Genomic DNA, 19047 nt, shown 5'->3' with positions numbered 1-19047 from the left:
GAATGACCAGAAGATGATGGGCAGTTCAACTTCCTGCCTTGGGCGTGCACTCATCTTGAGCAAGGGCGATCAGGGCAGAGTGTGGTGTCAGGAGCCCGCCGGGCGGGTATGGGGCCGACGATCGCGCGCCGCATCACCCGTCCCGGGCGGCATCGCCGCCTGGTAGGCGGCCGCCTGGAGGGTGAACATCTGGGCGTACTCGCCTGGTTCGCCCGTGGGGGAGCGCCGGGCCATGAGCGTGTGGTGATCGCCGGACTCGATGACGCGGCCGTCGCGGAAGACGTAAATGCGGTCGCACTCCGTCACGCTGCTCAGGCGGTGGGAGATCAGGACGGTGATGCGGTCCGGGCGGCGCGGGCCGTGGAGGACGGCGTTGTAGACGGCGTGTTCCGCGCGGGCGTCCATGCTGGCCGTCGGCTCGTCCAGTACGAGTACGCAGCCGTCCTGGTACAGGCCCCTCGCGACGGCCACCTTCGACCAGTTGCCCCCGGAGAGCTCCTGGCCGCCCTTGAAGCGCTTGGACAAGGGGGTGGCCCACTGCTGCGGCAGGGCCGCGATGACGCGGTCCGCCCCGGATTCGACCACCGCCTGCCGGGCCCGCGCCGGGTCGGCCTCGGTGATCGTGCCCGCGCCGATCGTGACGTTGGCCAGCGCCGTCAACGGCCACTCGACCGGGTCCTGGAGCACCATGGCGACCTGGGCCTGGATGCTCTCGGCGTCCACCTCCCCGACCTCGACCTCGTCCCAGTGGATCGTCCCACCCGTCGGCGCGTACAGCCCGGCCAGCAGCTTGGCCATCGTGGACTTGCCCGAGCCGTTGGCCCCGACGAAGGCCACGGTCGAGCCCGCCGTCAGTTTCATCGACACCCCGCACAGCGCGGGCCGGGCCGCCTCCGGGTAGGTGTACCGGACGTCCGTGACGGTGATGGTCTTGACGTGGTCGGGCAGCTGACGGCCGGTCCGGTGCGGCTGGAGGCCGCGGCACCGCTCCAGGTGCGCTTCGAGATCGTCGATCCACAAGGCGTGCTCATAGGCCATGTGCATGGCGGTCACGACGCTGACGAGCGTGCCGCGGCTGGAGCGGATCGCCAGGAACGCGCCGCCGCCCGCTGCCAGCGGCAGCCACCCCGTGGCCGTCATCCACCCCAGCGCGGCATAGGTCGCACCGACCGCCAGGCCCCCCACCGTCCTGCCGGCCAGCGAGACGTTGGCTTCCTCCTGCCCGAGGCGGGTGTCCTCCTCCTCGATCCGGCGGGCGAAGCGCTCGTGTTCCTCCAGCAGTGCCCGCTGCGCGGTGGAGGAGCGCACCTCCGGCGCGGAGTCACGGTCGAGCAGCAGCCAGGTGAAGAGCCTGATACGGCGCTGGAGGGTGCTGTAGCGGCTGTGGGAGAGGAACTTCTGGCGTGCCGAGCGGACCGCCGCGTACCCCTGCGGAACGACGGAGACCACCAGCAGCGGGAGCAGCACGGGGTGCAGGACGGTCAGGACACCGGCGGAGCCGATGAGGGCCAGCACGGCGTGCGCGAGCTGGATCAGCTGGGGAACGGCCTCGCGCATGTAGTACAGGCCGCGGTCGTTGGCCTTGTGGGCTTCGTCGGACCAGTTGGCGTCGTCGACCGCTTCGAGACGTACGTGGGCGTTCAGCCGCAGGAACTCCTGCTCCACCGTCCGCCGGACCTTCGGGGTCAGCGCGGCCTGGCCGCGCGCGACCCCGAAGTCGAGTACCCCCTGGGCCGCCATCAGCCCCGCGACCAGTGCGAGTGAGGGCAGGGCGTTGTGGATGCGGTCGGAGGTCGCGCCCTGGGTGAAGAGCGCCGACAGGACCCGTACGGAGGCCAGCAGCCCGAACGCGCTCATCAGCGCCGACCCCAGCTGCAGCGTCACCACCATGACGGTGGCCCGCGGGTCGGCCCGGTACGCCATGCCCAGCACACGGCGGCTGATCGAGGGCAGCCGGCGGAGGATCCGCCACACGCTGGTACGCGCGGCTTCACCGTCCCACTGCGCCCAGTACGCGCTGGTCAGCTCGTCGCCGACCTCCTCGCCCTCGGGCGCCGCCGAGGCCGAGGCCGGGGGCAAGGACAGCGGCTCGTGGCGGGGACCGGGAACCGTCCCGTCTGTGGTCGCCTCGCTCATGCGCGCCTCCCCGCGTGTCGGACCGACAACAGCGTCGCATCACATAAAGCGGCTCGGTCGGGAGCCGGTCGTGGCGAGGCGGATTCGTACGGGTCATGCATGGCGGCCTCCAGGAGTGTGATCGGATGGAACGTCAGGCCAGGTCGGTGGCCGCACCGGGGCGGGTGGGCGCGGTGATGTTCGCGTAGAGGGATCCGGCGACGAAGTGCGTCAGCACGGTCCGGGTATAGGAGTGGCAGTCGGGCGGCGGGTTGCCGGGGTCCACCCAGAACAGGCCCGTGTGGGTGGGCTCGCGGTTGTACGGCTCGCCCTCCCAGCGCCGCGCGGTGAACGCCATGCCGATCCGCCGCCGCCCGCACGGGGCCAGGTAGTGCACGAGCTGGCAGAACTCGAGATCCGCCGGGGAGACCCGGACGCCCACCTCCTCGTACGCCTTGCGCAGCGTCGCCTGGTCGGCGAATTCACCGTCGCCCAAGTGCCCGCCCACGGCCGTGAGCAGACCGGGCGCGTGCGCGCAGGACGCGTCGCGGCGCACGGCCAGGACACGGCCGTCGTTCCACCGCTGGAGCAGCACGATCACATTCACCGCGCCCGGGCCGCGGCCGTGGCCGTGGCCGGTCAGCATGTGAACTCTCCGCTCGCCAGCCGCTCGAGGGTGCGGCGGCCGCGTGCGGCGCCGGGCGGTCCCGACGCCAGGCGGCTCGTGGCGTCGACGGCGGCCAGGCACCGCAGCATGCGCCGTTCCTCGGTGGTGAGTTGGCGCCCGTAGCCGGTGAAGAAGGCCGCCCGCCGGTCGGGGTGTTCGGCCCAGGTGCCGCACGTCATGGCGGTGAAGTCCTGTACCGCGGCCGCGAATCGGGAGCGTTCGAAATCGATCAGCGCAGTGTGCCGACCGGACCACAGGAGGTTCTGGGGCCGGGCGTCTCCGTGGACGAACCCGAGCGGCACGGGCCCGGCCAGCCGCAGTTCCTCCGCACTGTCACGGACGAGCTTCTGCTCCTGCGCGGACAACAGGCCGCCTCGCCCGAGGTACCGCTCGGCACCGTCCGCGGCCGTTCTGAGGGAGGCCTTGGCCTCGGCGTACGTCTCGCTGGTCCACTGGTCCACCTCGTGGAGGCGGGCCAGGAGGGCACCGGCCCGCCGGTGCGCCGTGCGGTGCTCGGCCGACGTCAGCCGCAGGCGTGGGACGGGGGCGCCCGGCAGCGCCGTCAGCAGCAGGGCGAGAAGTCCGGCGTCGCTCTCCACCAACTGCGGCGCGTGCCCGCCTCCGAGCGCGGGCACGGCGTGCCGGTAGGCGAAGGTCTCCCGGGTGAAGGACACGGCACTGGGCGAGAGCTTGAGGAAGAACCGGGCGCCATCGGACCGGGCGAGCTCCCAGAGCCGGGAGCCCGGCCGGGCGCGAGAGGCGTCGCGTGCGCAGAGGAGCGGACCGAGGAGTCGCTCGGCCCACGCGCGGGGCTCGGCGGGGATGTCGTGACGACCGGTCATGCCCCCCACCTCGGCGCCGGACTGGACGGGTCGAATGCGCGGACGAAGAAACCGTCAACCACAGCATCGCCGCCCTCCGGCCGGTCGGCAGGGAGGTTTTCGAACGCGATCCGAGGGGTGGCGGGGATGGGGACGGGATTCATGATTCCTCCGACAGGTCGTGGTCGCGCGTGGATGTCTGGAGGAACGGTGCTGATCAGCGACCCGTCACGGGGATGGATGGGCGAACTGGCGCGTGAAGGTTCGATTTTTGGTGATGGTCCAAGGCGTGCTTGGGGAGCGGCGTGGCCGTGTCCCGTTCGATCACCCCTGAGGGGGTGGCTCACTCGTAAGGGGGATTGCTTGCCCAGGTGCCACTCGCGCATCCACTCGCATCACCGGGCAGGGGAGGAGCCGGCAGGTGCGGCTTCTCCCCTGCCCGGCCGTGGGACGTATCGGGCCGTCGATAGGGTGGCGTGGCCCCGTCGACATGGCCGGGTGGCCGGAGGCGAGTGCTTCCCGGCCGCGGGTCTCCCGCACTGCCACCCCGTAAGGACCGACGTGACCGACTGGATCACCACGCCCATCGAACCGCGCATCCTGCGCGGCGCCCTCGACGTGGAACGCACCGCGCGCGGCGTGCTGCCGCACCGGCTGCCCGCCTGGGCCCGCAAGCAGTTCCCCGACGGGAACCTGGCCATGGTCGAGGCCCAGCCCTCCGGTGTACGGCTGGCCTTCCGCACCCGGGCCACCGCCGTCGAGCTGGACGTGCTGGCCACGAAGACGGTCTACCAGGGTGCCCCGACCCCTCCCGACGGCGTGTACGACCTGCTCGTCGACGGCCGTTCCGTCGGCCAAACCAGCGTGGCGGGCGGCAACGTCAACACCATCGACATGACCACCCAGTCCATGGCCACCCGTCCCGGCCCGGCAGGCACCGTCCGGTTCACCGAGCTGTCGGCCGACGAGAAGGACGTCGAGATCTGGCTGCCGCACAGGGAGGTCGTCGAACTGATCGCCCTGCGCACCGACGCCCCGGTGGAGGCCGCGCCGGACCGCGGCCGCAGGGTGTGGCTGCACCACGGCAGTTCGATCAGCCACGGCTCCAATGCCGACAGCCCGACCTCGACCTGGCCGGCGCTGGCCGCCGCCCGGGGCGGCGTGGAACTGATCAACCTGGGGCTGGGCGGCAACGCCCTGCTCGACCCGTTCGTCGCGCGCACCATGCGTGACACCCCCGCGGACCTGATCAGCCTCAAGATCGGCATCAACCTGGTCAACACCGACCTGATGCGCGTGCGCGGCTTCTCCCCGGCGGTCCACGGCTTCCTCGACACCATCCGCGAGGGGCACCCCACCACGCCGCTGCTGGTCGTGTCCCCCATCCTCTGCCCCATCCAAGAGGACACCCCGGGCCCTCTCGCCCCGGACTTCACCGCTTCGAAGCTGAGCTTCCGGGCCGTCGGCGACCCGTCGGACCGCTCGCGGCTGACGCTCACCATCATCCGGAACGAGCTCTCCCGCATCACCGCCCAGCGAGCCGCCGACGACCCGAACCTGCACTATCTCGACGGCCGCGCGCTCTACGGCGAAGCGGACTTCGCCGAACTGCCCCTGCCCGACCGGCTCCACCCGGACTCCGCCGGTCACCGCCGCATGGGCGAGCACTTCGCCGAGCAGGTCTTCGGCGAGAGCGGACCGTTCGCTGTCAAGAGCCACTGAGCCTCTTCTACTTCACACTGCCGAGTGGCGAGGCGAGTTGTAGGTTGGCTTTCGCGATCGATTCAAGTCGGAGGCAGTTGTGCCCATCAGCGCACCGGTGGATGGTTTTCGGATCGGCTATGACCGCTCGGGTTCGGGAGACGCGGTCGTCCTGCTGCACGGCTGGCCGGGCGATCGTACGGACTACCGCGACGTCGTGCCGCTGCTCGGCGGGAAGCGCGATGTCGTCGTTCCGGACCTTCGGGGATTCGGCGAATCCGACAAGCATGCCGCCGATCCCTCGGAGCAGTACGGCGCCGCCGCCCAGGCCCGCAGCGTGGCCGGGCTCATCCGGGAGCTGGGCCTGGCCCGGCCCGTGATCGCGGGCTACGACATCGGCAGCCGCATCGCGCAGGCCGTGGCACGGGATCACCCGGAACTGGTACGTGCGCTGGTCGTGACGCCGCCGCTCCCCGGGATCGGCGGGCGGATCCTCGATCCGCAGGCGCAGCGGGAGTTCTGGTACCAGTCGTTCCATCAGCTGGCGCTGGCCGAGAACCTGCTCGACGGCCACCCCGAGGCGCTGCGCGACTATCTGCGCCATTTCTGGTCCCACTGGTCGGGTCCGTCGTTCACTCCCGACGCCGATGCCCTCGACCACCTCGTTTCCGTCTACGGCCCTCCGGGCGCGTTCACGGCCTCCATCGGGTGGTACCGGGCGGGCGCCGGTGCCGTCGCGAGCGCGCTGGGCGAGACGCCACCCGCCCGTGAGGACCGGATCACCGTCCCGACGACCGTGCTGTGGCCCGAGCACGACCCGCTCTTCCCCAGGAGCTGGTCGGACCGGCTGGACGACTTCTTCCACGATGTCACCCTCGACTTCGTCGACGGCGCCGGGCACTTCGCGCCACTGGAGTATCCGGACCGCTTCGCGGCGGCCATCAGCGCCGCGATCGCGGTGTGAAGCGGCCACTTCCGCCGAGGCGGTTTCGGGATGTGAAGGTCACGACCGTCCCCTCCGAGGGGACGACCATGTCGCCGAGGAGCCGGCCGGGGCCGACCGCAGGAGTGACCAGGCTCAGGTCTTCCGCGAGCAGGAGGCTCGCCGCAATGGCCTGGAGCTCGTTCAGGGCGAAATAAGCGGCAATGCACTTGCGTGCGCCGCCGCCGAAGGGGACCCAGGTGTAGGGGGCCGGCCTTTTGTCCAGCCACCGTTCGGGACGGAAGCGGCAGGGGTCGGGATACGCCACCGCCCGGCGATGGGCACCGAAGCCGTTGACGGCGACGTGCACACCGGCGGGCAGGGAGAAGCCTGCGACGGCGAATCCGGGCCCGAGCACGCGGCGGGGCACGATCGGGTTGATCGGGTAGAGGCGCAGTGCCTCGGTGACGGCCGCCGTGAGGTAGGGGAGCCGCGGCAGATGGTCCACGCCGAGAGGGCAGCCTTCGGTCACGTCGCGCAGCTCGGCCCGGGCGCGGTCGGCCGTCTCCCGGTGGGCCAGGACGGCTTCCATGACCCACGCCAGGCTGTAAGTAACGGTCTCCGCACCGCTGCCGAGCACCACCACGAGGATGTCGCGAAGGGTGTCGTCGTCCAGCGGCGCGCCGTTGGGCCTGTCCGCCCGGAGCAGCGCGGTCACGAGGTCGCCGTCCGTCGTGCAGGGGAACGCGCGGCGTGTGGCGCAGAGCTCTCGCAGACACGTGTCCAGCCGGTCGCGGGCGCGGCCGTACCGCCGCCAGGGCCCCACGGCAACCTTGGACGGGAGCTGTGGCAGGTGGAAGGTCAGCGGCCGGTGGGCGGCGTCGATGAACGCGTGCAGGAGTTCCTTGACGTGCAGTGATTCATCCCGGTCGGCCTTGAGGAACTTCTGCGTGAGGACGTCGGTGGTGATCGACATCAGGCGGGGCACGAGAGGAAAGGGCCGGTCGGTCGGCCAGGTCGCCATGGCCTCACGCGTCGCCTCCAGCGCCAGCCGTTGCCCGTGGGTGACGTGGGAACGGTGGAACAGCGGCATGAGGAAGCGTCGTTGCCATGCCTGTTCGTCGCCGTCCCGGGTCAGCAGCGAGCGGGTCCCGTAGATCACGTCGAGTATCCCCCGGGCCCGGCCCGCGGCCAGCACGTCCGGGGGAGCGGCGACGATGTTCCGGATCCCCTCGGGGTCGCTCACCATGACGAGGGCGCCCATGCCGGCAAGACGCAGGGTGAAGGCGTCGCCGAAGCGGGTGTGTTGTGCGGCCAGCATCGCGTAGGGGTCCCGCAGGAAGCGCACCGACTGGACGGGAGTCGGTGCCGCAGGGCCCGGAGGCAGGCGACAGCGAGTGCTCTTCACGGCCCTGTCCTCCTGAACGCCCTTGGGAGCGTGCCTATATGGCCGTATGTCCCCGGCCTCCCCGCCGGAAACCGCATGGTGGAGGCGCCGGTGTATCGCCCGTGCCCTCAGGGGGCGTCCGTCCCCCGGACACCGCTCCCGTCGTCCGCCCCCGAGCGCCCTGGTGCGGCCCGGTCCTGGATGGGACCGTGAGGATGTGCCGGAGCAGCGCCCTCCGTGCGCGCATCCAGGCCCGGAAGCGAGGACGCACGTTGGCACCGACCCACCGTGAATCCCTTGCCGACCGGCTGGCGTCCGTCGTCGCCTTCGCCGTCAACCCCAACAAGTGGATCCATTGGTGGAACCCGTACATCTGGTACCTGGCCCTCCGGGGCGGGCCCGTTCCCAAGGGGTCTTTGGGCAAGGGCATGCACGCCGCCCAGGTCCGGGACTGGCAGGCCGAGCGCCGTTCCCGCAGGCCCCGCTGAGCCCGCTCCGCACCTGTCGAACCGTCGGAGACCGTCGAAGACCTTCGAGAAGGCTGGAGAGGCGAGTCATGGACATCGTCGGCAGATGTGCGTCCTTCACCCGCTCCCGCCAGGCCAAGAGTCTCGGCCTGTACCCGTTCTACTCCGCGTTCTCCGGCCGGGGCCCGGGCGCCGCCCGCACGGTGGGCGGCCGGGATGTCATCGTCTGCGGCTCCGGGGACTACCTCGGGCTCGCCGCCGACCCGCGCGTCACCGAGGCCGCCGCCGAGGCGGCCCGCCGGTACGGCACGGGTTCCTCGGGCTCCCGGCTGCTCAACGGCAACCTCGATCTGCACGAGCAACTGGAGGACGAACTCGCCCAGTTCTTCGGCAAGCCCGCCGCCCTGGTCTTCGCCACCGGCTATCAGGCGGGTCTCGGCGCCGTCGCCGGGCTGTGCCGGACCGGCGACCACGTGCTCGTCGACCAGGAGGCCCACGCCTCCCTCGTCGACGCCGCCCGGCTCAGCCGCGCCAAGGTCCACTGGTTCCCTCACAACGGCACGGACCGGCTCGCCGCAGGGCTGAAGGCCCTGCCGGGCAACGGCGGCCGCATGGTCGTCGTCGACGGCGTCTACAGCATGCGCGGCGACCTGTGTCCCCTGCCCGACCTGGTCCGCGTCTGCCACGAGCACGGCGCCACCCTGGTCGTCGACGATGCCCACGGTGCCGGAGTGCTCGCCGAAGGGCACGGCACCTGCGCGCAATACGGACTCACCGACGACGTACCGGTCATCTCCCTGACCTTCTCCAAGGCGTTCGCCTCCATCGGCGGTGCCGTCCTCGGCGACAGGGCCGTCATCGAGTATCTGCGCCACTACGCCCGTCCCCTGGTCTTCTCGGCCGGGGCCAGCCCGGCCAACACCGCCGCCGCCCTGCAGGCCCTGCGCATCGTGGGCGACGAACCCTGGCGCGGCCGGACCGCCCTCGACAACGCCCGTCGTATGCGGCGCGCGCTCTCCGCACTCGGATACCGGGTGCCGCCCGGCGACACCCCTCTCGTCCCCGTCGACGTCGGTGACGAACTGCGCACGGCCGTCGCCTGGAAGCTGCTGCTGGACCGCGGCGTGCACGTCAACGCGGTCATGCCCCCGGCCGCGCCCGCCTGTCTGCGCGCGAGCTTCTGCGCCTCGCACACCGAGGAACAACTCGACGCGGTCACAACGGCGTTCGCGGACATCCGCGAGCCGCTGGCCGCCCTCGACCTACCGGAAAATGATCTCGCCGCCTCGCACACCAGCCACCTCCGGCTCCCCGGCGCCGAGGGGTCCGCCGAGACCTGGGTCGCGGGGATCCGCCACCTGCTGCCCTGAACCGCCCGCGCCGTACCGCCCTGGAGGAACCGTGGCCACCGCCCTCGTCACCGGCGCGACCGCGGGCCTCGGCAAGGCCCTCGCCCGGGCCCTGGCAAGGGAAGGAGCCGCCCTCGTCCTCGTCGCCCGGACCCGGAAGGACCTGGAGGAGACCGCCCGGCAGTTGCGCGCCGCGGGCGCCGCACACGTGGACATCCTCCCCGCCGACCTGGCCTCGGCCATGGGCTGCGCCGCGGTCGCGGCACGGCTCGCCGACCGGGGAGCGCCGGTCGACCTGCTCGTCAACAACGCCGGTATGGGCTACGCCTCGTCCTTCCCCGCGAACACCGTCGCGGATGAGGAGTACCTCCTCGACGTCAATGTGCGCGCGACGCTGCGTCTGACCCACGCCGCCCTCGGCGCGATGATCCCGCGCCGCTCCGGAGCCGTCGTCAACGTGGCGAGCGTGGCAGGACTGGGACCCGCCTGGCTCGCCTCCACCTACCCCGCCAGCAAGGCGTGGACGGTCAACTTCACCGAGTCGCTGGCCCGTTCGCGCCAGGTCCGGGAGTCGGGGGTACGGCTGATGGCGCTGCTCCCCGGATACACCCGCACCGAGTTCCACCAGCGCGCCGGTATCGGCACGGCCTGGCCACCGGCGTGGCTGTGGCTGGACGCCGACTACGTGGCCCGTACGGCCCTGCGGCACCTCCGGCGCGGTGCCGTCCTCAGCGTCCCCAGCCTGCGGTACAAAGCCGCCGCCTGGGGGCTGCGCCACCTGCCTCGCGCCCTCATCAGGCCCTTCGCCTGGGAGGCGGCGCCCCGGTGAACCGGGCGCGCCGTCACGGCCGGGCGAACACCAGGCAGGCGTTCTGGCCGCCGAACCCGTAGGAGAAACTGGCCACGGCCTCGAGACGGCACGGCCGCGGCCCCCCGTGGACCACGTCCAGATCGATCTCCGGATCCATCCGGTCCAGATTGGCGGTGGGATGGATCAACTCCCGCTGCACTGCAAGGGCACAACACACGGCCTCGATGGCGCCCGCCCCGCCGATGGCGTGCCCCAGGGCGCCCTTGGTCGCGGTCACCGCGGGCGGAGTGCCGAACACCCGGCGCAGCATACGGGCCTCGGCCAGGTCGTTGAGCCGCGTGGCCGTCGCATGCGCGTTGACGTGCCCGATGTCCCGGGGCGCCAGACACGCGTCCGCCAGGGCGGCGCGCACCGCCCGCGCGGCACCCTCGCCGTCCGGGTGCAGCCTCGTCGAGTGGTAGGCGTCGGCCGAGGCGCCGTAACCGGCGAGCAGGGCGTGGACGCGCGCGCCGCGCGCCCGCGCGTGCTCCAGCCGCTCCAGGACCACTATCCCCGCGCCTTCACCCAGGACGAACCCGTCGCGATCGGCGTCGAAGGGACGCGACGCCGTCGCGGGATCGTCGTTGCGGACGGACAGGGCGCCCATGCGCCAGAACGCCACCGCGGCCATCGGCGAGGTCGGCGCCGATTCGCTGCCACCGGCGACCACGATGTCGCAGATCCCCGACTCCAGGAGTGACTTGGCCAGCCCGATCGCCGTCGCGCCGGACGCGCAGGCGGTGCTCACGCAGAAGTTGGGCCCCGACGCCCGCAAGTCGATGCCGACTTCGCCTGCTGCCATGTTCGGCAACGACCGTGGGAGCGCGGTGGGGGAGATCGCCTGGTAGCGGCGCTGCGCGAGGTGCGCGTAGGCCTGTGTGCAAGTGTCGTGACTGCCGGTGCCGACGCCTATGACGACTCCGACCCTGCTTCCCTCCCACGCGGTCGGATCGAGCCCCGCGTCCTGCACGGCTTCCCGCGAGGTCACCAGCGCCAGCTGGACGAACCGGTCGAGGCGCCAGCCCAGCCGGCGCCCCACCACGGCCTCCAGGGCGCCGTCCGGGACCCGGCAGGAGAACGTCACGGGCATCCCGGCGAGCCGCGGGTCGGCGGTCGCCGTCGACACGCCCGCGCAGAGGGCCTGCCACCCCGCCTCCACGCCCAGCCCGGCCGGGGTCGTCAGCCCGAGTCCGGTGACGGCCACCTGCGTCCGGCTCAACTCCCGCTCCGCGAGCCGGCGTCGCCCGCCCGCTCGCCGACGTCCGGTGCGGACGGCGACAGGGCGACGGGGCGCCCGGCCCGCTCCAGGTACTCCACGGCCTCGGCCAGCGTGGTCGACAGCCCCAGCCCACCGGCATCGTCGGGCAGCCGTACACCGAGCCTGTCCTCGACGATCACCGCGACCTCCACCAGAGCGAGGGAATCCATCTCCAGCTCCTCGAATGTGGCCTCCGGGCGCAGCTCCGACTCCTCGAAACCGAAGTGTTCCGACAACAGGCGGGCCAGGACGGGGAATGAGATCACAGAGGCATCCTCGCTCAGTACCGGCAAATGCTTCTCCCGACCATCCCCTGTCGACCACGGGGGTGAAAGAGCGCAGAGGCGCGCAGCCGGGGCGGAGCCCCCGCCCGGGTGTGACAGGGCAACCCACTGATGCGCAGGCGTGCGCTGCGGCGGACAGATCCTGGAGCGGACAACTCCCCTCACCATGCAGGGCGCGCTCCTACGAGCCGTGCTCCGCGAGTGTGACCTTCCGGCCGGTCCGTGCCGCCTCTCGGACCTTCTCCAGCATGCCGTGCCGCCGGACCGCGTGCCGGAAGTCGGGAACGCCGTCCGTGTCCGGTGCAAGGCTCCCGGTGATCTGGTCGCGCAGAAGCGCGTACTGGTGGGCGATGCCGTAGGCGGGCTCGGCGGATCGCCCGGTCCATTGCGTCAGCGACCGCTGGTAGCGGGCGGGAACCGGAAGTTCGGCCAGGACGCCGTCGCCCCGGGCACCGTACAACCGCAGCCGCCCCCACCACCACTGAGGCTGGTCGGCCTTGACGACGAGATCACCGTCCGTGCCGTTGATCTCCCAGTGGAACCCGGTGGCGCGGGACGCGCCGCCACGGAAGTGCACAGCGGCCACGGCCCCCGATGCGAGCAGACCGGTGACGGCGATCTGGTCCTCGGTGCTCTTGGCCGCGACCGCCCCGCTCGTGACGTGGGTGACCTCGGGACGCAGGTTCTCCATGAGGGCCGCCACCTCGCGGAACTCCCCGAGCACCATGGCCAGCGCGTCGACCGAGTGCCCGAAGGGGATCGACAGCAGCGTGGCGCCGCTCGTGGCGTCCAGCAGGTACGTATGGCCGTCGTCGTACGTGGCGCCCCAATAGCCGCCCGACCCGAGCATGCTGGTCGACAGCACCCGCCCGACATAGCCCCCGGTGACCAGGTCCCGCAGATACCGCAGCGGCGGAGCCGACCGGGCCTGCAGGCCCACGGCCGTCAGCACCCCCCTGCGATGCGCGAGGTTCGCCAGCACCTCGGCCTGCGCGAGGTCGGCACCCAGCGGCCACTCGCTGAACACCGTCTTCCCCGCTTCGAGCGCGGGCCGGATGAGCTCCAGGTGCTGCGGAACCCTCACCGTCACGACCACGAGATCGACTTCCTCGCTGCGGGCCAGCTCCTCCGCGCTGCCGAAGGTCAGCGGCACCGCGTACTTCTCGCCTGCCGCGCGCGCCGACTTGTCGCTGCTGGCGCTGAGCGCCCGCAGCTCGTATCCGTCGAGCCCGGCCAGCGCCGGCACATGGGCGGTGGCCGCCCACCCGCCGCTCGCGCTCAGACCTGCGACACCGACGCGAATCGGTCCCTGACGAGGGGAAACGGACGTCATATGTGCACCCCCTGGCTCTCCCGTCAACGCTCAACAGCCGTGCAGGACATGGTCCCAGGCGTACGGCGGCCCTGCGCATTCCACACGCGAGGCCGGGGTCAAATGGCGGTGCGGCCGCCGTCGACGGCGACGGTCGCGCCGGTGATGTACCCGGCCTTCGGCGAGGCGAGGAAGGCGACGACTTCGGCGATCTCCGCGGGGTCGGCCGCGCGCTTCATCGCAGTGGTCCCGGCGATCGCGTCGAACAGGTCGCGGGCCTCGGGCCGGGTGTAGACCGGGCCGGGGGCGACGGTGTTGAAGCGGACGCCACGGCCGCTGTACTCGGCCGTCCAGCTCCGCGTCAGGGATGCCAGCGCGGCCTTGGTCGCGCCGTACGCGGCGGCGTTGGCCAGTCCGAGGGTGCCGGCCATGCTGCCGATGTTGATCACGCTGCCCGATCCCTTCGCCGCCATCGCCGGGGCGAGGGCGGCCACGAGGAAGAACGGTGCGCGGACGTTGCCGGCGAACATCGCGTCGTAGTCGGAGATCTCCATCTCCTCGGTGGGTGCCCAGACGGCGTGCCCGGCGTTGTTGACCAGGATGTCGATCTCGCCGGCCGCCGCGGCGAGCCGGTCGACGCCGGCCGGGTCCGCCAGGTCCGCCGCGACGAACCGGGCGTGGCCGCCAACCGTGGTGATCTCCTCGACGGCCTCGGCGCCGCGCCGGGCGTCGCGGCCGGACAGCACGACGGAAATCCCGTCGGCGGCCAGCCGTTTGGCGACCGCCCGGCCGATGCCGGACGTGGCCCCGGTGACCAGGGCGGTCCGGGGACGCGGGTCGGGGTTCGCACGCTCCGCGGACATGGCACGCCCCTTTCGATCGGCCGGAGCGGCGCACGCCCGACGGGCAGGTCGGCCACGACGCGCCGGCCCCTGACTCCTGCCCTCCACTGTCCGTCCCGCCACGGGATCCGGCACCCCCGGCTACTCCGTCCCGGGGCGCCGCACCATCGTCGGATCACCGGCCGTCCGATTACGGTGCCGGCCGCTCACAACCGGCGGCCCGCCCGCGCACGGGCGGCCAGGTACTCCTCGAACGTCCCCGTGCCCACGGCCCGGTCCGGGGCGAGGTTGGCTCCCGCGCGCAGGCTCCGGCCGATCCTGCCCGGCAGCCGTACCGGCACGAGGCGCCGGCGCAGGCCCGCCGCACGGAGCGTGGCGTTCGCGAGGTCGCGGGCGTCCCGTACCTCGGGTCCCGCCATGTCGGGCACGCGTCCCGCCGGTGCGCCCTGGGCCAGCTCCGCCATGCGGTCGGCGACCTCCGTCACCTCGACGGACTGAAAACGCACGCCACTTGGTGTCAGCACCAGCGGCAGCCGACGCTGCACGGTGGTCAGGGTCGCCACGAGGTCGTGGAACTGCGTGGTGCGCAGGACGGTCCACGGCAGCCCCGATTCCCGGACGATCCGCTCCGCCTCCAGCTTCGACCGGTAGTAGGGGAGCGGTACCTCGTCGATACCGACGATCGAGATGTAGAGGAGGTGCGGGCCTCCGGAGCGCCGCGCGGCCTCGGTCAGCCGCCGGGTCGTCGCCACGTCGTTGCGCGCGTTGGTCGCGCAGTGCACCACTGCCCGCACATCCGTCAGGGCGGCGTCGAGGCCGGAGCCGTCGGCGAGGTCGCAGACCGCCCACTCGCACGGCCGGCCGTCGTCCGCCCGCCGCGGTCGGCGGCTCATCACGCGTACCGTCACGTCGTCGGCGAGGAGCCGCGCCACGACGGCGCGGCCGAGGGTGCCGGTGCCGCCGGTTACCAGAATCGGCCTGTCCATTGCTCTCGTACCTCCGGGTCTGGTTCCACTGTCACAGTGAAGGACGGGAGGGGACTCCGGGATGTGACATGAGGGTTCACGGTGCGGAAGAGCGGTGTACGCCACGGGCCGGCCGTCTGGAAAGACGGCCGGCCCGTAGGCGGTACAGACCCGTGTCAGGGCGTGGCCAGGGCCTCGCGCCGGGAGAGGGCGTCGGAGGTCCTGACGGTGATGTAGAGCGACGCCGCCAGTGTGAGGACCAGCGCGGCACCCACGGCGAAGATGCTCCCGTCCGAGACGGGCGGCGGGCTGCCGGCCTCGGAGCGGGCGGAACCGCTGAGGAACGGGACGACGGCCAGGACGGCGCATCCGAGGGCGACCTCCGCCCACACGACCTTGGGGAAGTGCCGCAGGGTCAGGTGCAGGAGGGAAGCCGTGGAGTCGGCGCGGCGGGCCTGAGCGATGCGGGGCATCAGCCAGAACTGGTTGAAGCCGCCGGCCGCCACCATGCCGAGGACCAACAGGATCTTGACGAGGAGGAAGAAGCCGTAGGTGGTCGTCCACAGCTGCCCGATGGAGCCGACGTGCTTCCAGCTCATCCACAGGCCGGAGGTCAGCACGGCACCGACGCAGACCAGCGCGACCAGGCTGAAGCGGCGCCAGAGGTCCGCCCACAGGACGCCGGCGTTCTCGCTCAGTCGGCCGCGGGCGCCGGCGACGGTGGCGAGCAGGGCCAGACCGCCGGTCCATACCGCGCCGCTGATGATGTGGACCTGCCCGAAGAGGAGGTCGAGCACCTTGTCCGCGTCCTTCAGCGCGGTGGCCGGTATCGCCGAGATGAGCGACACTGCGAGGGAGAGAGGAAGTGCGGTCAGCGCCAGCGTGTTCAGGTGCCGGCGCGCCCGCGGGGCGAACAGCGCGATCAGCGCGGCGGATGCCAGCACCAGAACGATGTTCTGGACCAGGTAGATCGTGCCCTGGGCCACCCAGGCCCCCTTCGCCGCGGGCGCTTGCAGGAAGTCCCAGATCCGCCCCGGTGCAAGGGCATCACCGAAGGGCATGCCCTTGCCGGCCCGGGCTACGCGGGCTGCGAGCTGGAAGTAACCGGCCACGAGCAGGACGACCCCGGCCCACGCCAGGTAACCGGAGATCCGCTGGCGCATGGCGGCGACGTCGCCGCGCTCGCTCTCCGGAGCGCGAAGCGCCGGACGGACTGCTGCCGCGTACGTCACCGTGGCACCGACGGCCCCGGACAGGCCAAGGAAATAGCCCGATTTGGTGAGAATCCTCCAGAGTGGAGGCATGCTGTAGCCGGCCGAGGCGGCCAGATGAACGAGGGTCATGGTAGGTAAGGCTAACCTAAAGTTACCGGGGGTCCGACTGTGATCCTGACGGACATCGTCCGGCTGTGAACCGTCCCTGTGCAGGGAGGGCTTCCTGTGATTCCCTGGGAGACCACCGCGCGAATCGCCGCTCTCGCCATCGTCATGATCACGATGCTCTACAACGGGCCGCTCGTCGTCATGGGCGTCCTCTTCGTCCGCCGCTCCGACGGATCGCTGGGCGGCCGGCTCGCGCCGGACGGGCAGCCGCATCGTCCGCGGCCACGGAGCCGGACTGTTCACGCTCCCGTCCGGCCCGCTGTGGATCCAAGTCCTCGGCGGCGTCGGCTGGTACGCCCTGTCCTCCGCCGGTTGTCTCGCGCTGGCTCTGCTGTACTGGCGGCGCGCTCGCGATCTGCCGGTCTGGACGGCCCTCCTCTACTCCCACGCCTTTCTGCTGTGGACCTACGTCAGCTTCATCGCCGCCTGGCGGGCCGCGTGGCGGATGGCCACCCTCCGCAGGGGCTGGATCAAGAGCGAGCGTACGGAGGAAGTTGCCGTCGCCACCGCGCGGGCGGTCGCACCGCGCGTCACGAAGGGTGCGCGCTGAACCACGCGTTCCGCGCGAGGCCGGCAAGCGCGCCATCCGCGAGAAGACCGCCGCCGACGTGCACGCCGGGCGTGCCGCGCCGGTGCCTGTCGAGTACGAACAGGGACCGGCGCGGCGCGGCGCCCTTGGCCCGCAGCGTGGCCGGGGCCGTGAACCCCGGTGTTCAGCCCGGGTGTGCGGTCGGACCGGCCCTCACGGCGAGGTGAGCGGTTCGGCCTGGTAGGCCCGGTGGAGCAACTCCAAGAAGGACGGCGCCTCGGGCAAGGGCACGGAGCCGATCCGGTGTACCGCCACGCCCGGCGTCCATGAGTTCATGACGACACCCCCGGCCAGCGCCGGCAGGTCGGCGAGCGTGATCTCTTGGACGCGCTGGGGCACACCGAGACGATCCAGCTGCCGGCGGACGATCCCCATCGTGGTTCCGCCCAGCATCTCGGCCAAGGGCCACACCACAGCGGAGCCGTCCCAGAAGGCCAGATTCCAGATCGTCCCCTCGCTGAGCCGGCCTCGACGGTCGACGAAGGCGGCGTCGTCGAAGCCTTGTCCGACGGCCTGACGGAGGAAGTACGTCTTGGCCACCTCGCCGACGTGCTTCACAGCGGGGAGGACCCGTTCGAACTCGACAGTCGCCAGTGTCAGCGGACCTTCCGGGCCGGACGCGGCCGGTCCGGTACGGACCAGTACCTCCGGCTCCACATCCCCTCCGGCCGCGGTGAATTCGCCCGCCGGTGAGTACAGCGTGGCCGTCAGCGAGAGGTCGGCCGGACCGGCCTCCAGCGCCGCGCGCAGGTAGGAGCGCATCCGATCGTCGGGCAATGCCCGGCCGAACAACTCCACGGAGGCGAACCGCAGCCGCTCCAGATGAAGGTCGAGGCCCCGGACCCGGCCCCCACGCACCTGCATGGCGGTGAAGTGGGCATAGCCGGCGAACGCGAGCGGCGCCAACTCCTCGGCGGTCGCCGCCTGTCCGTTACGGTGAACAACAAAAGTGGTCATGCTTCGGCCAACAGGCCGCGTGACGTGGTGATTCCCCCAGGGGACGGCCCGTTCGAGGACTTCGGCGTCCGCGCGCCCGCGCCAGAGCGGGGCATCGGTTCATCCGCCCGTACGATCTCTGGAATGCAGATCATGCCTGTCGCATATGACCACCCCGATGCCCTGAAGCTCAACGACCAGGTGCAGATGGAATACGTGGAGCGATACGGCGACAGTGACCTCACTCCGCTGGATCCGGCACATTTCCAGCCGCCGGGTGGCCTGTTCGTCGTCGCGTACGAGGACGACGGCACACCGGTCGCCACCGGCGGCTGGCGGTCGCAGGAGCGGAACGCGGAGGGCTTCGCGGACGGGGACGCGGAGCTGAAGCGGTTGTACGTGGTGCCGTATGCGCGCGGCCGGGGCCTGGCCCGGCGGATCCTGGCGGAGCTTGAGGAGAGCGCGCGGAAGGCGGGGCGTACGCGCATGGTCCTGGAGGCCGGGACCATGCAACCCGAGGCGATCGCTCTGTATGTCTCCTGTGGGTACGAGCCCGTGGCACCGAAGTTCGGGCTCTACCGTTTCGACGACAGCAGCCGGTGTTTCGCCAAGCCCCTGATCTGAAGGGCGTTCGGCGCGGGCGTCCTCGGGGAACCGGTTCGACGGACCGAGCCGCCGGAGCACTCCAGGCTCCCCTCCGATACTTTTACGACCGGTATTCGGAGATCAACTGCCGGATATGCGGACTGAGCCGATGGCCGGACAGCCGGCGCTCGGACAGAGAGCGGGCGCCGCAGACGCGGCCGAGGCAGACATCTTCCTGGCACAGGCAGGTGAACGGCTCCGCCATCTCCCATTCGGTCGCCGGATAGAAAAGGGTCACTTCGTCGCCGACAGCCAGGTCCCGCGCGGCCCGCAACGCGAGCACGGAGGTGTCGACGATCGCCGTGGGTGCGCAGGAGTGATTGACGTACCGCACATCCCCGATGCCCGGCCCCTCCAGGTGACGATCCACATCCACCTGCAACGACATCCTGCTCGGCCGACGCACCGACACCCCGTGTGCCAGGGACGCCAACACCTGCCCGGAAGCGAACGGCCGGACGGCCACCGCGCCGGATCCGTACCGCGAATCGGCGGCCACCCGCAGACCGGCGCCGCGCGGATACTGATCACCGTGCAATGCCATGACCACAGGCT

18 protein-coding genes are annotated in these 19047 nt (G+C 71.6%); 6 read left to right on the top strand and 12 right to left on the bottom strand.

Annotation, left to right across the window (positions count from 1 at the left end):
- Nucleotides 1-87 precede the first annotated feature (87 nt).
- The 3 genes from DXZ73_RS04840 to DXZ73_RS04830 form a co-directional block, all read right to left on the bottom strand.
- Complete coding sequence (locus DXZ73_RS04840; protein WP_116209786.1) at nt 88-2136, bottom strand: ATP-binding cassette domain-containing protein; 2049 nt, start codon at nt 2134-2136, stop codon at nt 88-90.
- A 133-nt stretch (nt 2137-2269) separates the two neighbouring features.
- Nucleotides 2270-2761 carry an NUDIX domain-containing protein gene (locus tag DXZ73_RS04835; RefSeq protein ID WP_116209785.1) on the bottom strand — a complete coding sequence of 164 codons (492 nt, stop codon included), beginning with the start codon at nt 2759-2761 and terminating at the stop codon, nt 2270-2272.
- On the bottom strand, nt 2755-3624 hold the full coding sequence (locus tag DXZ73_RS04830) for a phosphotransferase enzyme family protein (RefSeq protein ID WP_116209784.1): 870 nt from the start codon (nt 3622-3624) through the stop codon (nt 2755-2757). The genes DXZ73_RS04835 and DXZ73_RS04830 overlap by 7 nt, the downstream gene beginning before the upstream one ends.
- Before the next feature lie 540 nt (nt 3625-4164).
- Between DXZ73_RS04830 and DXZ73_RS04825 the strand changes: the two genes are divergently transcribed.
- A complete protein-coding gene (locus DXZ73_RS04825; protein ID WP_116209783.1) occupies nt 4165-5325 on the top strand; it encodes a GDSL-type esterase/lipase family protein in 1161 nt (386 codons plus the stop codon).
- Between the two features lie 79 nt (nt 5326-5404).
- A complete protein-coding gene (locus DXZ73_RS04820) occupies nt 5405-6268 on the top strand; it encodes an alpha/beta fold hydrolase (RefSeq protein ID WP_205519107.1) in 864 nt (287 codons plus the stop codon).
- Here the strand turns inward: DXZ73_RS04820 and DXZ73_RS04815 are convergent.
- The gene (locus tag DXZ73_RS04815) at nt 6246-7634 is read right to left on the bottom strand and encodes a cytochrome P450 (protein ID WP_162890041.1); all 1389 of its coding nucleotides are present in this window, start codon (nt 7632-7634) and stop codon (nt 6246-6248) included. The genes DXZ73_RS04820 and DXZ73_RS04815 overlap by 23 nt on opposite strands.
- Before the next feature lie 251 nt (nt 7635-7885).
- Between DXZ73_RS04815 and DXZ73_RS04810 the strand changes: the two genes are divergently transcribed.
- The 3 genes from DXZ73_RS04810 (at nt 7886) to DXZ73_RS04800 (ending at nt 10258) form a co-directional block, all read left to right on the top strand.
- Nucleotides 7886-8101, top strand: coding sequence for a hypothetical protein (locus DXZ73_RS04810; protein ID WP_116209781.1), 216 nt, complete (start codon nt 7886-7888; stop codon nt 8099-8101).
- A gap of 68 nt (nt 8102-8169) precedes the next feature.
- Complete coding sequence (locus tag DXZ73_RS04805; RefSeq protein WP_116209780.1) at nt 8170-9450, top strand: aminotransferase class I/II-fold pyridoxal phosphate-dependent enzyme; 1281 nt, start codon at nt 8170-8172, stop codon at nt 9448-9450.
- A 31-nt stretch (nt 9451-9481) separates the two neighbouring features.
- Complete coding sequence (locus DXZ73_RS04800) at nt 9482-10258, top strand: SDR family NAD(P)-dependent oxidoreductase (RefSeq protein WP_205519106.1); 777 nt, start codon at nt 9482-9484, stop codon at nt 10256-10258.
- Nucleotides 10259-10271: 13 nt separating this feature from the next.
- On the opposite strand, the gene DXZ73_RS04795 is transcribed toward DXZ73_RS04800, so the two are convergent.
- The 7 genes from DXZ73_RS04795 to DXZ73_RS04765 form a co-directional block, all read right to left on the bottom strand.
- On the bottom strand, nt 10272-11498 hold the full coding sequence (locus DXZ73_RS04795) for a beta-ketoacyl-[acyl-carrier-protein] synthase family protein (protein ID WP_116209778.1): 1227 nt from the start codon (nt 11496-11498) through the stop codon (nt 10272-10274).
- On the bottom strand, nt 11495-11803 hold the full coding sequence (locus DXZ73_RS37900) for an acyl carrier protein (RefSeq protein ID WP_162890040.1): 309 nt from the start codon (nt 11801-11803) through the stop codon (nt 11495-11497). The genes DXZ73_RS04795 and DXZ73_RS37900 overlap by 4 nt, the downstream gene beginning before the upstream one ends.
- A 199-nt stretch (nt 11804-12002) precedes the next feature.
- Nucleotides 12003-13154 carry a Gfo/Idh/MocA family protein gene (locus DXZ73_RS04785; RefSeq protein ID WP_116209776.1) on the bottom strand — a complete coding sequence of 384 codons (1152 nt, stop codon included), beginning with the start codon at nt 13152-13154 and terminating at the stop codon, nt 12003-12005.
- Nucleotides 13155-13252: 98 nt separating this feature from the next.
- The gene (locus DXZ73_RS04780; RefSeq protein ID WP_116209775.1) at nt 13253-13996 is read right to left on the bottom strand and encodes an SDR family NAD(P)-dependent oxidoreductase; all 744 of its coding nucleotides are present in this window, start codon (nt 13994-13996) and stop codon (nt 13253-13255) included.
- Nucleotides 13997-14181: 185 nt separating this feature from the next.
- Nucleotides 14182-14961: an SDR family oxidoreductase gene (locus tag DXZ73_RS04775; protein ID WP_116209774.1), complete on the bottom strand. Its 780-nt coding sequence runs from the start codon at nt 14959-14961 to the stop codon at nt 14182-14184.
- Nucleotides 14962-15116: 155 nt separating this feature from the next.
- A complete protein-coding gene (locus tag DXZ73_RS04770; protein WP_162890039.1) occupies nt 15117-16283 on the bottom strand; it encodes a copper resistance D family protein in 1167 nt (388 codons plus the stop codon).
- A 781-nt stretch (nt 16284-17064) separates the two neighbouring features.
- A complete protein-coding gene (locus tag DXZ73_RS04765; RefSeq protein ID WP_205519105.1) occupies nt 17065-17868 on the bottom strand; it encodes an aminotransferase class IV family protein in 804 nt (267 codons plus the stop codon).
- Nucleotides 17869-17991: 123 nt separating this feature from the next.
- Here DXZ73_RS04765 and DXZ73_RS04760 point away from each other — a divergent pair, with 123 nt between their 5' ends.
- Nucleotides 17992-18471: a GNAT family N-acetyltransferase gene (locus DXZ73_RS04760; RefSeq protein ID WP_116209772.1), complete on the top strand. Its 480-nt coding sequence runs from the start codon at nt 17992-17994 to the stop codon at nt 18469-18471.
- Between the two features lie 82 nt (nt 18472-18553).
- Here the strand turns inward: DXZ73_RS04760 and DXZ73_RS04755 are convergent, their stop codons facing one another.
- Entirely contained in the window at nt 18554-19036 is a 483-nt protein-coding gene (locus tag DXZ73_RS04755) for an SET domain-containing protein-lysine N-methyltransferase (protein WP_162890038.1), read from the bottom strand.
- Between the last annotated feature and the right edge of the window lie 11 nt (nt 19037-19047).

Source organism: Streptoverticillium olivoreticuli subsp. olivoreticuli, from assembly GCF_003391135.1.
In the GTDB taxonomy this organism is placed as follows: domain Bacteria; phylum Actinomycetota; class Actinomycetes; order Streptomycetales; family Streptomycetaceae; genus Streptomyces; species Streptomyces blastmyceticus.
The sequence above is the reverse complement of the archived record's forward strand: the minus strand, read 5'-3'. Positions and strand labels throughout refer to the sequence as shown.

Bases quoted from the DNA above. Each gene is read 5' to 3' on its own strand.
- DXZ73_RS04840 (WP_116209786.1), bottom strand. From the start codon at position 2,136: ATGAGCGAGGCGACCACAGACGGGACGGTTCCCGGTCCCCGCCACGAG.
- DXZ73_RS04835 (WP_116209785.1), bottom strand. From the start codon at position 2,761: ATGCTGACCGGCCACGGCCACGGCCGCGGCCCGGGCGCGGTGAATGTG.
- DXZ73_RS04830 (WP_116209784.1), bottom strand. From the start codon at position 3,624: ATGACCGGTCGTCACGACATCCCCGCCGAGCCCCGCGCGTGGGCCGAG.
- DXZ73_RS04805 (WP_116209780.1), top strand. From the start codon at position 8,170: ATGGACATCGTCGGCAGATGTGCGTCCTTCACCCGCTCCCGCCAGGCC.
- DXZ73_RS04785 (WP_116209776.1), bottom strand. From the start codon at position 13,154: ATGACGTCCGTTTCCCCTCGTCAGGGACCGATTCGCGTCGGTGTCGCA.
- DXZ73_RS04780 (WP_116209775.1), bottom strand. From the start codon at position 13,996: ATGTCCGCGGAGCGTGCGAACCCCGACCCGCGTCCCCGGACCGCCCTG.
- DXZ73_RS04775 (WP_116209774.1), bottom strand. From the start codon at position 14,961: ATGGACAGGCCGATTCTGGTAACCGGCGGCACCGGCACCCTCGGCCGC.
- DXZ73_RS04770 (WP_162890039.1), bottom strand. From the start codon at position 16,283: ATGACCCTCGTTCATCTGGCCGCCTCGGCCGGCTACAGCATGCCTCCA.
- DXZ73_RS04765 (WP_205519105.1), bottom strand. From the start codon at position 17,868: ATGACCACTTTTGTTGTTCACCGTAACGGACAGGCGGCGACCGCCGAG.
- DXZ73_RS04760 (WP_116209772.1), top strand. From the start codon at position 17,992: ATGCAGATCATGCCTGTCGCATATGACCACCCCGATGCCCTGAAGCTC.
- DXZ73_RS04755 (WP_162890038.1), bottom strand. From the start codon at position 19,036: ATGGCATTGCACGGTGATCAGTATCCGCGCGGCGCCGGTCTGCGGGTG.